This is a genomic window from Bradyrhizobium sp. CCBAU 11386, assembly GCF_028128955.1.
Lineage (GTDB): Bacteria > Pseudomonadota > Alphaproteobacteria > Rhizobiales > Xanthobacteraceae > Bradyrhizobium.
In genome coordinates this window covers 25,697-39,956 of the sequence record NZ_LBKA01000243.1, presented here as the reverse complement: position 1 = coordinate 39,956, position 14,260 = coordinate 25,697, and the positions used below count along the sequence as shown (strand labels likewise).

Below are 14,260 nucleotides of genomic sequence, written 5' to 3'. Positions count from 1 at the left end.
TCTGCAATAAAATCAGTGACCCCGTCCCCTGGATGGGGTCGCTTAACGTTAACCATTCGCCACCCGGCCCCCGGGCAGCGGGCGTTTTTTTGCCACACTCAACCGGTTAGGTTTGTATTCTGACTTGGTTTGGGGGCGAGAAGGTCAACCTCAAATTAACCTTCTCGCTTTAAGAAAGCGTTCATCCTCTTTCGCGTGCTAACGGGGTTGGCGGGAGAGTCCATTTTGAACGCTCGTCGACTGGGTGGGCTCTAACGTGCTGACTGGTCTCGCACGCCAATTCGCTGTGCTGTCGTCGTCCCATGCGGGAGTGAAGGCCGGATCCCGGATCGGCCTCGCTGCCGTGTTGCTGCTTGCTGCCGCCGGTTCAGTCCATAATGCCGCCGCGCTGAACGAGACCAAGACGCTCTCCTTCCACCACACCCATTCCGGCGAAGACCTCACCGTCACCTTCAAGCGCGACGGCCGCTACGACGAGGCGGCGCTGAAGCAGCTCAACCACTTCCTGCGCGACTGGCGCACCCAGGACGAGACGGTCATGGACCGTCACCTGTTCGACATCCTCTGGGAAGTCTATCGCGACGTCGACGCCAAGCAGCCGATCCAGATCATCTCCTCCTACCGCTCCCCCGCCACCAACGCCATGCTCCGCCGCCGCTCCTCCGGCGTGGCGCGCTTCAGCCAGCACATGCTGGGACACGCGATGGACTTCTACATTCCGGGCGTGCCGCTGGAGCAGATCCGCTTCGCCGGCCTGCGCCTCCAGCGCGGCGGCGTCGGCTTCTACCCGACCTCCGGCTCGCCCTTCGTGCATCTGGACACCGGCAGCATCCGGCACTGGCCGCGCATGACGCATGACCAGCTCGCCCGCGTGTTCCCGGACGGAAAAACGGTACATCTGCCGACCGACGGCACGCCGCTGAAGGGCTATGAGCTCGCCAAGGCCGAGATCGAGCGCCGCGGCAACGGTGACGATTCCGGCAGCAAGCCGAACTTCTTCGCTGCCCTGTTCAAGAGCAAGTCGGCGCCCGCCGCCACCAGCGACGAGGATGACGAGGGCGCACCTGCCCCGGCCGCCAAGCCCGTGGCGCCCACCGTGGTCGCCGCCGCGGCCAAGCCGGCCGATCCGGTGCCGACGCCGCGCGCCAAGCCGCAGATCGCCGCCACGCTCCAGCTCGCCTCGGCCGATGCGCAGATCGTTGCGCCACCCAAGCCGAAGCCCGCGCCCGACAAGCCAGCGGCCGGCAAGCCTGAAACCCCGGCCGACATCATCAATGCCCGCGGCTTCTGGGACACCCCGGCTACGCCGCAGCAGGCGACACCGGCGCAGGTCGCCGCGCTCAAGGCCCGCCAGGCGCTTGCCGCCACGACCGATCCGCAGCCGACCGCCAGCGTCTCCAACGCAGCCTATCAGGCGCTGGCCTATGCGCCGGCCGCCGCCTCCCCGGTCGACCGCGCCAACGTCGTCGCCGCCTCCGCGCCGATCCCGCGCTCCGCCCGTCCCGCCGCCGCGTCCCGCAGCGTCGCTCAGGCAACCGAGATCAACACGGTGGTCGGCAAGAGCGTCGACGGCATGGTCGCAACCGCGACCCGGCTCTCCGCGGCCAAGAGCGAGAGCATCTGGCTCAAGATCGTCATGCTGTCGCCGAGCGCCAGCCGCGCGATGTCGGTAACGCTGATGGGCGAGCTCGATATGGCCGCGCTGCGCCGCTATTTCGTCAAGCCGCAGGCCGTGATCGCGATGGGCTTCACCGACGATCCGATGCAGGGCCTGTCCTGCGACAGCTTCTCGGGCAGCGCCACCGCGAAGCTCGAGACGACATCCTTCGTCGTACGCACCGCCGCGCTGCGCTGAGGCTGATAGCCCTCGCCATTTCCACGAACTCAGTCTCGTAGCCCGGATGGAGCGCAGCGCAATCCGGGAACGTAACGCGCGCTGAGAGATCCCGGATTTCGCTTCCGCTCCATCCGGGCTACGACAGCGGTGTCTGAGGCGAGACGCCTCAGATCATCCCCAGCGCCTGCATGTAGGTCTCGAGAATGGTCTCGGCCTCGGCGCGCTCGTTGGGGTCCTGCTTGCGCAGGCGCACGATGGTGCGCAGCGCCTTGACGTCGTAGCCATTGCCCTTGCTCTCGGCATAGACGTCGCGGATGTCGTCGGAGATCGCCTTCTTCTCTTCCTCCAGCCGCTCGATGCGCTCGATGATGGATTTGAGCTGGTCCTTGGCAAATTTCGTCGCGGGCTCGTCGTCGCGGACGGCGGCGGAGGTGGCCATCTTGGTACTCCCAATGGAACTGGCAAAGCGAGGTGACGCCGGCATCCCTCACCGCGCGTGCCGGAAGACCCTTAGGGTTGGTGCCCCCCGCGTTCAAGCAAGCATCGCGCTCGTCCACAGCGCGCCCACACCTTCCTGCGGCTGTTCGAAGAAAGCTGTTGTGTGGTGCGACTCAGCCGACACGCGCCGGCGCCGTTCAGTGCCCGTGAGGATGGACCTTCTTCATGGCCTCGAGCTGCTCGGGCGTGGCCGTGCCCTGGTATTTCGATTTCCAGGTCTCGTAGGGCATGCCGTAGACGGCCTCCCGGCTTTCGTCCTTGCTCAGGGCGACGCCTTGGGCGTCGGCGGCGTCCTTGAGCCAGTTGGACAGGCAGTTGCGGCAGAAGCCCGCCAGATTCATCAGGTCGATATTCTGGACGTCCGTCCGTGTCTTCAAATGATCGACCAGGCGCCGGAAGGCGGCCGCTTCGAGCTCCGTTCTGGTTTTGTCGTCGATTGCCATAGCTGAATTCCTTAAGCTCCGACCCTGGCTCTGACCCCGATGGCGGTCACCCTTATGCGATCAGGTGGGGTCCTGTCACAGATTTTGCCACATCGCGGCGCAAACGGGCCCAAGCCCGGCTTGGGGCAATTCCCCGCCTCTACGCCAAATCGTCAATGATCTGATATAGCTTCCGCGACAATGATCGCCGAATCTCCCCGCGCTCCCCTTCGCCTGCTCGCCCGGTTGGTCCCGGTGCTGGTGATTGCCGTGCTGTGCCTCTGGACCAGCCCGGCCTCCGCCGATTTCCGCCTCTGCAACAACACCTCGAGCCGGGTCGGCATTGCGCTCGGCTACAAGGACGCCGAGGGCTGGACCACCGAGGGCTGGTGGAACATCTCCTCACGCTCCTGCGAGACCCTGCTGCGGGGAACGCTGGTCGCCCGCTACTATTACATCTACGCGATCGACTATGACCGCGGCGGCGAATGGTCGGGGCAGGCCTTCATGTGCTCGCGCGACAAGGAATTCACCATCCGCGGCACCGAGGATTGCTTGGCGCGCGGCTATGACCGGACCGGCTATTTCGAGGTCGATACCGGCGAGCAGCGCGCCTGGACGGTGCAGCTCACCGATGCCAACGAGCAGCCGGCACAGCCGCGCCTGCCTGGCATGCCCGGCCCGGTTGGCCCCGGTGGCGGCGTTCCGGGTTTGCCCAATGGCCCGCCCGGTGCTACGCCCCCGGGCTCGCCCGGCCTGCCACCGGCCGCAGCTCCGCCCCCGCCTGGGAATAAGCCATGAGGCGTCTTCGCCGTATCAAGATTCTCGCGACCCTGGGACCTGCCTCTTCGGACCTCGCGATGATCCGCCGCCTGTTCGAGGCCGGCGCCGACCTGTTCCGCATCAACATGAGCCACACCCCGCATGACAAGATGCGGGAGCTGGTGGCGACGATCCGCAATGTCGAGAGCAGCTACGGCCGGCCGATCGGCATTCTGGTCGACCTTCAGGGACCGAAGCTCAGGCTCGGCGCCTTCGCGGAAGGCGCGGTCCAGCTCCAGAACGGCCAGACCTTCACGCTCGATTCCGACAAGACGCCGGGCGATGCCACGCGCGTCCATCTCCCGCATCCGGAGATCCTGGCCGCGCTGCGGCCCGGCCATGCCCTGCTGCTGGATGACGGCAAGGTACGGCTGATCGCGGAGGAGACCTCGAAAGAGCACGCGGTGACGCGCGTCGTGGTCGGCGGCAAGATGTCCGACCGCAAGGGCGTCAGCCTGCCCGACACCGACCTGCCGGTCTCGGCGATGACGCCGAAGGACCGCGCCGACCTCGAGGCGGCGCTGGTCACCGGCGTCGACTGGATCGCGCTGTCCTTCGTGCAGCGCGCCGACGACGTGATCGAGGCCAAGAAGATGATCCGCGGCCGCGCCGCCGTCATGGCCAAGATCGAGAAGCCACAGGCGATCGACCGCCTCGCCGACATCATCGAGGCCTCCGACGCGCTGATGGTGGCGCGCGGCGACCTCGGCGTCGAGCTGCCGCTGGAGCGCGTGCCGAGCCTCCAGAAGCAGATGACGCGCATGGCGCGCCGCGCCGGCAAGCCGGTGGTGATCGCAACCCAGATGCTGGAATCGATGATCCAGTCGCCGGTGCCGACCCGCGCCGAGGTCTCGGACGTCGCCACCGCCGTCTATGAAGGCGCCGACGCCATCATGCTGTCGGCGGAATCGGCGGCCGGCAAATTCCCGGTCGAGGCGGTCTCGACCATGAACCGCATCGGCGAAGAGGTCGAGCGCGACCCGATTTATCGTTCCGTGCTCACCGCGCAGCGCCCCGCGCCGGAATCCACCGCCGGCGATGCCATCGCCGACGCCGCACGGCAGATCGCCGAGACGCTGGACCTGCCCGCCCTGATCTGCTGGACCAGCTCGGGCTCGACCGCGGTGCGCGTCGCGCGCGAGCGGCCGAAGCCGCCGATCGTTGCGATCACCCCGAACATCACCGCCGGCCGCCGGCTCGCCGTGGTCTGGGGCGTGCATTGCGTGGTAGCGGAAGACGCGCGCGACCAGGACGACATGGTGAGCCGCGCCGGCCAGATCGCGTTCCGGGACGGCTTCGTCCGCGCCGGCCAGCGCGTGATCATCGTCGCCGGCGTGCCGCTCGGCATCCCCGGCACCACCAACATGGTGCGCATCGCCTCGGTCGGCCCCGAGGGCGAAGCGAACATCTAGGTCCGCGGGCGCGCGACAAACAAAAAAGTCGAAAACAACCCCATGCACAGTAGCCGGCCGGTCCGGCGAGCCTGCTCGGATTTTTCGAAAAGGCTCGCTCGGGCAAAGGCCTGAGCGCGATCAGGCCGCCGCCCCGGCCGCACCCTCGATTTAAGCCCCAACCAGCGCCTTCGTCGTCGGAAGCAGCGTCTGCTGCACCACCAGGCCGCGGGCGCGGGCGTCCATGACGCCGACGGCGCGCAGCGCGAGCAGCGTCACGGTCTGCACCGCATCGCGCATCTTGACGGGATCTTCGAGATTGTCAGGCGCGAGCGGCCCGACCAGCGCCTCGTGCAGCGCACCGAGCAGCGCGGTGGCGGCCAGCGCGGTGTCCTGCGCCGGCAGGTGACCGGCGCGCACGGCCGCATCGATCCGGCCTGCGATCTCGCCTGCGATCTCGCGCCGGCTGGCCAGGCGCGAGGCGCTGACATCGACATCGACCGGCTCGGCCAGGATGCCCCAGGCCAGCCTGCGCTGCGACAGGGTATGGACCGCCACCGTGGTGACGGCGGCAGCCAGCGCCGAGGACGGCCCCGGCGCGGCATCGGCCGCCCTGCGGATCGCCGCGAGCTCGTCGCGGGAAACCTCGGCGATCAACTCGGAGATCAGCTCGGCCTTGGAGGGGAAGTAGCGGTAGACCGTGCCGGCAGCGACATTGGCCCGGACCGCGACCGGCGCAATCTGCACCGCCGCCATCCCGCCTTCCGCCGCAGCCTCCCGCGCCGCCGCCAATATCGCACTGCGCCGGGCCGCAAGGCGCTTAACCACTTGATGCGTCCGCCGATAAACCATGGCGCGCTTCCTGTCCCACACGCCTGCCGCACGCCCTGCGGCCCAACGCTTCGTCACTGCAATAGATGCAAATCGCCCCGCAAGGACTGAACAACTATTCAGGGGGGATGACAAGATGCATTTGCACGAAGCGTCATACCAAAGCGGCGAGACAGATTCGCTCAAATGCACAGAGCCGGTTGGTAAACGGCTAACCACAATTGTTACCGCGATCTTAAAGCAGCCCGGCGACTTTACCGCAGTACTGCGATCCCTCCTCGGTGCAGCATGATCGACCCGGACGCCCGGACCGCCTGGCAGCTCTTCAATCTGAACTGGCTTCCTGTCGCGGCCATGGGCGCCGTGCTGGCACTCGGCCTGCCCTTCACCGGTCTGAGCCTCGAGCCTGTTGCCTACGGCATCACGGTGGCGATCGCGGCCGTCCTGGCTGCAGTCGCCTATGGCTACCGGCTCGCCAAGGGCGAGTTCGCCGATCCGAAACTGGTGTTCTCGCTGGGCACGATCGGACAGGTCATTCTCACCTGCGCCATCGTCGGACCACTCAGCTATGTCGCGGGCAAGCTGAACTGGCCGCTCCAGGATGACGCACTGCTGGCGATCGACCGCGCGCTCGGCCTCGATCCCGAACCGATCGCGCGCTACGTCAACGACCATCCCTGGCTCGCCGACTGCCTGGCTCGCGGCTACGGACTGATCAAATGGCCGCTGCTCGGCATCCCCGTCGTGCTGACGCTGACGGCGCGCCATGTGCGGCTGCAAGTGTTCATGCTCGCGATGAGCCTAGCGCTCGCGGTCACCATCGCGATCTCCGCCGTCGTGCCGGCGATCGGCACCTATTACGGGCTGCAACTGCCGGCCGCGCATTTTCCAGAGATCAACACCGCGGTCTATGCTGGGCAGTTGCGCGACATCCTGGCACTGCGCGACGGCAGCCTGCACGAACTCCGGCTGTTCTTCCTCTCCGGCATCGTCTCGTTTCCGAGCTTTCACGCCGCATCCGCCGTGCTCTACATGTGGGCGCTGTGGCCGGTGCGCGGCATCGGCGGCATCGCGGCCGCGCTCAACCTCTTGATGATCGCGGCGACGCCGGCGATCGGTGCGCATTACCTCATCGACGTCGCCGGCGGCATCGCGGTCGCCGTTGCATCGATCTGGGTGACGACATTCTATGTTCAACGGCTCGGCCGCACGGCGCCCGTGTCTGCCGCACCCGAGCTATCGCCAGTCTGGCAGACCAGCCTCGTAGAATGACGGCGCGATCGTCGCGGTCAGAGACAAGTTGCCGTAGGGCGGGCAAAGGCGCGTAGCGCCGTGCCCACGAGCAACCTTCAATATCCCAAAGTCTCGATGGTGGGCTCCGCCCTCGGTCTTCGAGCCATGACGGAGCTCTGCCCATCTACGAACTGAAATCGCCGGCCAAAAGAAAAGAGCCCCGTCGAGGACGGGGCTCTCAGAATTCTCAGGTCGTCCGACCTTACTTGAGGCTGGACGAGATCGAGGTGAACTTGGTGTTCAGCGTGGTGCCGAGGTTGTTGACCACGGTGATGATCGCCAGCGCGATGCCGGCAGCGATCAGGCCGTATTCAATGGCGGTGGCGCCGGATTCATCCTTCACAAAGCGCGCAACGAGGTTCTTCATAGAGTGCTCCAAATGGTACACGAGGCTACAACTGATCTGGTCTTTTCGGCTTCCCAGCGCCGCCCGACCATGGAACCGAACGTAGTGGCAAAGAATTGCGCCGCAGTTAATTCGACTGCGTAAACACAGAGCGGTTTGCGTGTATTGGCCGATGGTAAACCGAAATCCAAAACAATCCGTTAAATTGTCCGGATATGAAAACGGCCCCGCCGCCGGTTTACCCGAAGTTATGACCGCCGTGGTCCAATGCCCGCCGCTCGGCCAACCGACAAGAACAACAGGACGACGAGGCGGAATGTCCCTTTCCTTTGCCAACAGCATCGCGATGCAGAGCCGCGCGCGAGCCCTGGTGCCGCTCTGCGTCGGTGCCGGCGCCTATCTCTTCTTCCTCCATGTCGGCGACACGCTGCTTCAGGACTCCGACTCGTTCTGGCAGATCAAGATCGGGCAATGGATCCTCGATCACGGCGCCGTGCCCACCACGGATTTCTATTCCTTCACGCGGACGGGCGCGCCGTGGATTTCGACGTCGTGGCTGTCGCAAGTGCTGTTCGCCTTCTCCTATGCGCAATGGGACTGGGCAGGTCCCGTCATCCTCACCGCGATGGCGGTCGCGCTCACGGCCGCCATCTTCGTCTATCTGCTCGACGCGCAGATCGAGGCACCGCGTGCGGTGCTGTTTGCGATGCTGGCGCTGCTGCTGTCGCTGCACCACGTCCTGGCGCGTCCGCATATTCTGGCGCTGCCCGTCATGGTGGCTTGGGTCGGCCTGCTGATGGCGGCTGCCGACCGCAGGCGCGCGCCGTCCTGGTATTGGCTGCCGCTGATGGCGCTCTGGGCGAACCTGCATGGCGGCTTCGTGCTCGGCCTGGCGCTGATCGGTCCGATCTCGCTCGAAGCCGTCGAGCACGCGGAAAAGGGGCGGCGTCTTCAGCTGTTCATGCGCTGGGTGCTGTTCGGCATCGGCGCACTGATCGCGAGCTGCTGCACGCCGTACGGCTGGAAGACGCTGCTGGGCGCGACCAACATCCTCAGCCTCGGCGAGCTGCTGTCGCTGATTTTCGAATGGATGCCGGCGAACTTCGCCACGTTCAGCTCGTTCGAAGGCGCGCTGCTCGGCCTGATCGCATTCGGCTATTATCGCGGCCTCGTGCTCTCGGCGCCGAGGATCTTCTTGATCCTGTTCCTGACCTGGAGCGCATTGACCCATGTCAGGAGCATCGAGGCATTTGCCTTCCTGGTGCCGCTGGTGCTGGCGAAGCCGCTCGGCGAGATGGTTCCGCGCCCGCAGCCGGACGCCACCGGCACCGACCGCTGGCCGGCCCGCTATGTCACCGCGCTTGGCGCACTGATGATCGTCGCCGCGGGCTGGACCTCGACCTCGCTCTACATGGGGCACCACCGCTTCACCTTCACGATGACGCAGACGCCGGTTGCCGCCGTCGACCTGCTCCAGCAACGCAAGGTCCAGCGCATCTTCAACGCCTACCAGTTCGGCGGCTATCTGATCTCGCGCGACATCCCTGTCTATGTCGACGGCCGCGCCGAGCTCTATGGCGAGACATTCGTCATGGACTTCTTCAAGGCGACGGAGGGCAAGAAGCCCGAGCTGCTTCCGCGCCTGCTGGATGAGTACAAGATCGACGCGACGCTCCTGGTCGCCGATGCGCCGGGCCCGCAGATCCTCGATCAGCTCAAGGGCTGGAAGCGGATCTATACGGACGACATCGCGGTGATCCATGTGCGAACCGCCGACGCACGTGCCGATGGGGCGTCGCAAGCGGAAACATCGAGGGAAGCTTTCAAGTGAGCGTGTCCGTTCAGCGGCCGATGTCCGGTCCATCGCGCAGCTGGAGCGGGATTCCCCTCATGCTCCTGCCGGCGATGGCGATCGCAACGCTGTTCGGCTGGGGTATCCTGATCTCCACCCTCGTCCATCCCGGCTGGATCGGGCTGAACCACATCGCCCTCGGCACTGACTGGATGGTGTTTTACGGTGCCGTCAGGTCGATGCTCGCCGGCAATCTTGCGCTGGTCATCGATGGGGACGCGTTCACCGCCTATCTCAACCAGTCGTTCGCATCGTGGCTGACGGCGCCGCTAGAGTTCCGTCCCTGGTTCTATCCGCCCAGCTTTCTCGTTCTGCTGCTGCCAGTCGCGCCGCTCGGTTTTGTCGGCTCCTATGTTGCGTTCCAGGCAGCGACCGCAGGCTTCCTGGCCTGGGCGCTTCGCAACCGGGCCGATCAGCCGCAACTGACGCCCTACATCATCGCGGCGGTTCTGGTCTCTCCAGCCGCGTCTCTCAACCTGGCCGATGGACAATGCGCCTTTCTCGTTGCCGCGCTGCTGGTCGCGGGCGTCAGGCTGCTCGGACCGCGGCCGCTGCTTGGCGGCGCAATCCTCGGGCTCCTGAGCTTCAAGCCGCAATTCTTCCTGCTCGTCCCGCTCGCGCTGGTGGGCTTGCGCCAATATCGCAGCCTGTGCGCTGCTGCATGCTCGGCATTCGCATTGGCGGTTGCGAGTGCCATGATTTTTGGCGTCGAATTGTGGCTGTGGTGGATACCGCAGGCGTTCAACAATCTGGTCAGCCCCGATGCGAAATGGCTGGGCTATGGCCGCATCTGGGGGCACAGCGTCTGGGCCTGCGCGGTACTGCTGGGCCTGCCGGAACGGCTGGCCTCGATGCTGCAACTGGCCGCGATCCTCGCGAGCGCGGCGGCGACCTTCGTGGCGTTTCGCTCCTCGCTCAGCACCGACAACAAGCTGATCGTATTGCTTGCGGCAACCGTGCTGGCGGCCCCGCATTCGGGCCCCTATGATGCGACGCTGCTGGTGGTCGCCGTCGCGCTGTGGCTTGCCGCATCGATCGATGCTCCGCGCTTTCGCGACTGGCTGATCGGGCTCGGCATCTGGATGGTGCCATTGCTCAGCCCGGCCGTCTATGTCCCGGCGGGACGGCTGTCACCGCTCCTCACCATCGCGCTCATTGGCCTCGTCTTCGACGCGTTGCGCAGCCCGGCGAGATCCGGCGGGCCGGCAATTCCCGCGTCGTCGACGCAAGGAGGGTGAGGCTGAGGCGCGTCCGACCCTTGTCCCCGGACGTGCTTCACCGCGTTGGGAAGTGACGCACCCGTCTGCCGTGCGGTAATAGCCGATGGTTGAACAGGAGAGCACGTCATGCCGCTTCGCAGTCTCGTCATCGCGCTTCTCGTCACGGTCTCGCTCAGCGCCGCGCACGCGGCGCCACGATGGCTGAACCTGCCGCCGACGCCAACATTGCCCAGGGCAACGCAGAGCGGCTTCGCGCCCGTCAACGGCATCAAGGTCTGGTACGCAATGTTCGGCCGGGGTGAGCCGGTCCTGTTGCTGCATGGCGGCCTCGCCAACGGCAACTATTGGGGCCACCAGGTTCGCGCGCTGCAACGGCGCTATCAGGTCATCGTCATGGAAAGCCGCGGGCATGGGCGCAGCAGCCGCAACCAGGAGCCGTATGGCTACGATTTGATGGCATCGGACGTGGTCGCGCTGCTCGACCATCTCAAGATCAAGAAGGCGGCGATCGTCGGCTGGAGCGACGGCGCGATCATCGGCCTCGACATCGCCATGAAGCACCCGGAGCGGGTGAGCAAGCTGTTCGCCTTCGCCGCGAACTCGGACCCGTCAGGCGTTGCGGATATCGCGACAAGCGACGTCTTCAACGCCTACATCGCCAGGGCGGGAGACGAATACAAGCGCCTCTCGCCGACCCCGACCGAGTACAAGAGCTTCGTCGACGAGATCACCAAGATGTGGGAGAGCCAGCCGAAATGGACGGCGTCGGACCTCGCGACGATCAAGGTCCCGACCTGGATCGTGGATGGCGATCACGACGAGGCGATCAAGCGTGAGAACACCGAGTTCATGGCGGCGAACATTCCGGGGGCCGGCCTGCTGATCCAGCCGGAGGTCAGCCACTTCTCGTTCCTGCAGGATCCGGAGCAGTTCAACGACGATGTGCTGCATTTCCTTGCGCGCGGCGGGGAGAGGTCGGGGGCGGCGGCGAAGTGAGAGCATGGTAGGAACCGGTGTGCGTGACGACGCGGCCCCCTCTCGTGTCCCGGACGCGCTGCAACGCTCTTGGCGTTGCTGCGCAGAGCCGGGACCCAGAAGGCCACGCAAGCCGCTGCCGCATGGGCCCCGGCTCAGCAGCGCACCACGTCGCAAGGGCGACGCGCTGCGCTGCGTCCGGGGCACGAGATCTGAGGCTTGAGCGCAACTGGATCGACATCGGCAAGACGGAGTTTGCGGCTCTCTCCTGTCCCGCACGCGCAGGAGACGGTGGGCACGGCGCTTCGCGCCCTTGCCCACCCTACTTCTTCGCCGGGCGATCCTTCACGGGGATCACGAGCTTCAGGCCGGACCAGACGTCGTCGACGGCGCAGACCTTGATGTCGACGAGACCGTTTGCGAGTGCGGTCTCGCGCACCAGCGTTTCCGTCACGTCCGTGACGACACCTGAGGCCTTCTTCGGCCATGACGCCCAGATCATCCCATCGGGTGCGATCGCCTTGCGGTAGCTGCGCAGCTTGACCGCAAAGCCCTTCGCTTCGGTCGCGAAGACATGCACCATGTCGAGCGGGGCCTTGACGGTCCTTGCGATCTTCACGTCATCAGGCAATTCACCGACGACGTCGCGATAGGCCGTCGAAAGGCCGTCCACAAAAATACAAAAGCCCGGCTTGATGCCGAGCTTTTGCACTAACGGTTTGCCGGAATAGCCGGCCACGGCGCGAGAGGCTTTACGCCTGCGGCTGCGGCTCCAGGCCCGGATCCGGATCGGGCCGCGGGCGCGACTTGCCGGCCGGCGGCACCGCGGAGGCGCGCGGCGTGGTCGGCTCGAGCACGGACTCGCGGTTCGGCTTCTTGCCCTTGAGCAGATCGACGATCTCGTCGCCGCTCAGCGTCTCGAACTCGAGCAGGCCCTTGGCCAGCGCCTCGAGGTCGGCATGCTTCTCGGTGAGGATGCGGGTCGCTTCCTTGTAACCTTCCTCGACCAGGCGCCGAATTTCGGAGTCGATCTTCTGGACGGTCGCTTCGGAGGCGTTCTGCGTGCGCGACACCGACATGCCCAGGAAAACCTCGTCCTGGTTCTCGCCGTAGGAGACGGTGCCGAGCTCTTCCGAGAGGCCCCAGCGCGTCACCATCATGCGGGCAAGGCGCGTCGCCTGCTCGATGTCGGAGGCGGCACCCGAGGTCACCTTCTCGCGGCCGAAGATCAGCTCTTCGGCGACGCGGCCGCCCATCATGATGGCGAGGCGCGAGGTCATCTGCTCCAGCGACATCGACAGCTTGTCGCGCTCCGGCAGCTGCATGACCATGCCCAGCGCGCGGCCGCGCGGGATGATCGTCGCCTTGTGGATCGGATCGGTCGCGGGCACGTTGAGGCCGACGATGGCGTGGCCGCCCTCGTGATAGGCCGTCAAGAGCTTCTCTTCCTCGGTCATGACGAGCGACTTGCGCTCGGCGCCCATCATCACCTTGTCCTTGGCCTCCTCGAACTCGGCCTGCGTCACCATCCGCTTGTTGCGGCGGGCGGCGGTGAGCGCGGCTTCGTTGACGAGGTTCATCAGGTCGGCGCCGGAGAAGCCCGGGGTGCCGCGCGCGATGGTCTTGAGGTTGATATCGGGGGCCAGCGGCACCTTGCGGACGTGGACCTTGAGGATCTGCTCGCGGCCGACGACGTCAGGATTGGGCACCACGACCTGACGGTCGAAGCGGCCGGGACGCAGCAGCGCGGGATCGAGCACGTCGGGACGGTTGGTGGCGGCGATCAGGATCACGCCCTCGTTCGCCTCGAAGCCGTCCATCTCGACCAGCAGCTGGTTCAGCGTCTGCTCGCGCTCGTCATTGCCGCCGCCGAGACCGGCGCCACGGTGACGACCGACGGCGTCGATTTCGTCGATGAAGATGATGCAGGGCGCGTTCTTCTTGGCCTGCTCGAACATGTCACGGACGCGGCTCGCGCCGACGCCGACGAACATCTCGACGAAGTCGGAGCCGGAGATGGTGAAGAACGGCACGTTGGCTTCGCCCGCGACCGCACGCGCGATCAGGGTCTTACCGGTGCCGGGAGGGCCGACCAGCAGCACGCCGCGCGGAATGCGGCCGCCGAGGCGCTGGAATTTGCCGGGATCGCGCAGGAACTCGACGATCTCCTGCAGGTCCTGCTTGGCTTCGTCGACGCCGGCGACGTCCTCGAAGGTGACGCGGCCATGCGCCTCGGTGAGCATCTTCGCACGCGACTTGCCGAAGCCCATCGCCTTGCCGGCGCCGCCCTGCATCTGCCGCGACAGGAAGATCCACACGCCGATCAGCGCGATGAAGGGCAGCCAGGAGACCAGCAGCGAAACGAACCAGGGCACGTTGTCGCCCGGCGGCTTCGCGGTGATCTGGACCTTGCTGTCATAGAGGCGCTTGACCAGCGTCGGGTCGTTCGGCGCATAGGTCTGGAAGCTGGAACCGTTGGTGAAGGTGCCGTGGATGTCCGGCCCCTGGATCACGACGTCGCGCACATTGCCGCGGTCAACCTCGCTCAGCAGCTGGGAGAAGGCGATGTCCTGCGAAGAGGCGCGCTGACCCGGATTCTGGAAGAGCGTGAACAACGCCAACAGCAGCAAGACAATGATGACCCAGAGGGCGAAATTGCGCAGATTGGCGTTCATCGATCTTCCTTCGTGGTCGCGCGGATCGCGGCCTGAATCCTTGGGCGGTACGAGGAAATCCCCAAGGAATCCTCTCGGTTAGACGCATACAATTTAGG

13 protein-coding genes are annotated in these 14,260 nt (G+C 65.8%); 7 read left to right on the top strand and 6 right to left on the bottom strand.

Annotation, left to right across the window (positions count from 1 at the left end; translation table 11 throughout):
• Nucleotides 1-256: 256 nt before the first annotated feature.
• A complete protein-coding gene (locus tag XI09_RS27940; protein ID WP_271569699.1) occupies nt 257-1,855 on the top strand; it encodes a DUF882 domain-containing protein in 1,599 nt (532 codons plus the stop codon).
• 148 nt (nt 1,856-2,003) lie between these two features.
• Here XI09_RS27940 and XI09_RS27935 read toward each other — a convergent pair whose 3' ends face one another.
• Nucleotides 2,004-2,276, bottom strand: coding sequence for a DUF2312 domain-containing protein (locus XI09_RS27935; RefSeq protein WP_008546273.1), 273 nt, complete (start codon nt 2,274-2,276; stop codon nt 2,004-2,006).
• A gap of 196 nt (nt 2,277-2,472) precedes the next feature.
• Entirely contained in the window at nt 2,473-2,778 is a 306-nt protein-coding gene (locus XI09_RS27930; RefSeq protein ID WP_271569698.1) for a DUF1244 domain-containing protein, read from the bottom strand.
• Between the two features lie 180 nt (nt 2,779-2,958).
• On the opposite strand from XI09_RS27930, the gene XI09_RS27925 reads away from it, so the two are divergent.
• On the top strand, nt 2,959-3,558 hold the full coding sequence (locus tag XI09_RS27925; protein WP_271569697.1) for a DUF1036 domain-containing protein: 600 nt from the start codon (nt 2,959-2,961) through the stop codon (nt 3,556-3,558).
• Nucleotides 3,555-4,991, top strand: coding sequence for a pyruvate kinase (pyk, locus tag XI09_RS27920; RefSeq protein WP_271569696.1), 1,437 nt, complete (start codon nt 3,555-3,557; stop codon nt 4,989-4,991). Before XI09_RS27925 ends, pyk begins: the two co-directional genes overlap by 4 nt.
• Nucleotides 4,992-5,141: 150 nt before the next feature.
• Here pyk and XI09_RS27915 read toward each other — a convergent pair whose 3' ends face one another.
• Nucleotides 5,142-5,822, bottom strand: coding sequence for a TetR/AcrR family transcriptional regulator (locus XI09_RS27915; RefSeq protein WP_008136878.1), 681 nt, complete (start codon nt 5,820-5,822; stop codon nt 5,142-5,144).
• Nucleotides 5,823-6,089: 267 nt separating this feature from the next.
• On the opposite strand from XI09_RS27915, the gene XI09_RS27910 reads away from it, so the two are divergent.
• On the top strand, nt 6,090-7,073 hold the full coding sequence (locus tag XI09_RS27910) for a phosphatase PAP2 family protein (RefSeq protein WP_271569695.1): 984 nt from the start codon (nt 6,090-6,092) through the stop codon (nt 7,071-7,073).
• A gap of 223 nt (nt 7,074-7,296) precedes the next feature.
• On the opposite strand, the gene XI09_RS27905 is transcribed toward XI09_RS27910, so the two are convergent.
• Nucleotides 7,297-7,461, bottom strand: coding sequence for a Flp family type IVb pilin (locus tag XI09_RS27905; RefSeq protein WP_097659833.1), 165 nt, complete (start codon nt 7,459-7,461; stop codon nt 7,297-7,299).
• A gap of 295 nt (nt 7,462-7,756) precedes the next feature.
• On the opposite strand from XI09_RS27905, the gene XI09_RS27900 reads away from it, so the two are divergent.
• From XI09_RS27900 to XI09_RS27890, 3 genes are all read left to right on the top strand, one after another.
• Nucleotides 7,757-9,271: a hypothetical protein gene (locus XI09_RS27900; protein ID WP_271569694.1), complete on the top strand. Its 1,515-nt coding sequence runs from the start codon at nt 7,757-7,759 to the stop codon at nt 9,269-9,271.
• On the top strand, nt 9,268-10,530 hold the full coding sequence (locus XI09_RS27895) for a glycosyltransferase family 87 protein (RefSeq protein ID WP_271569693.1): 1,263 nt from the start codon (nt 9,268-9,270) through the stop codon (nt 10,528-10,530). Before XI09_RS27900 ends, XI09_RS27895 begins: the two co-directional genes overlap by 4 nt.
• 108 nt (nt 10,531-10,638) lie before the next feature.
• A complete protein-coding gene (locus XI09_RS27890) occupies nt 10,639-11,508 on the top strand; it encodes an alpha/beta fold hydrolase (RefSeq protein ID WP_271569692.1) in 870 nt (289 codons plus the stop codon).
• A gap of 301 nt (nt 11,509-11,809) precedes the next feature.
• Here the strand turns inward: XI09_RS27890 and XI09_RS27885 are convergent, their stop codons facing one another.
• Together XI09_RS27885 and ftsH are read right to left on the bottom strand one after the other, a co-directional pair.
• Nucleotides 11,810-12,199 carry a DUF3052 domain-containing protein gene (locus XI09_RS27885; RefSeq protein ID WP_271569691.1) on the bottom strand — a complete coding sequence of 130 codons (390 nt, stop codon included), beginning with the start codon at nt 12,197-12,199 and terminating at the stop codon, nt 11,810-11,812.
• 40 nt (nt 12,200-12,239) lie between these two features.
• A complete protein-coding gene (gene ftsH / locus XI09_RS27880) occupies nt 12,240-14,162 on the bottom strand; it encodes an ATP-dependent zinc metalloprotease FtsH (RefSeq protein ID WP_018641582.1) in 1,923 nt (640 codons plus the stop codon).
• Between the last annotated feature and the right edge of the window lie 98 nt (nt 14,163-14,260).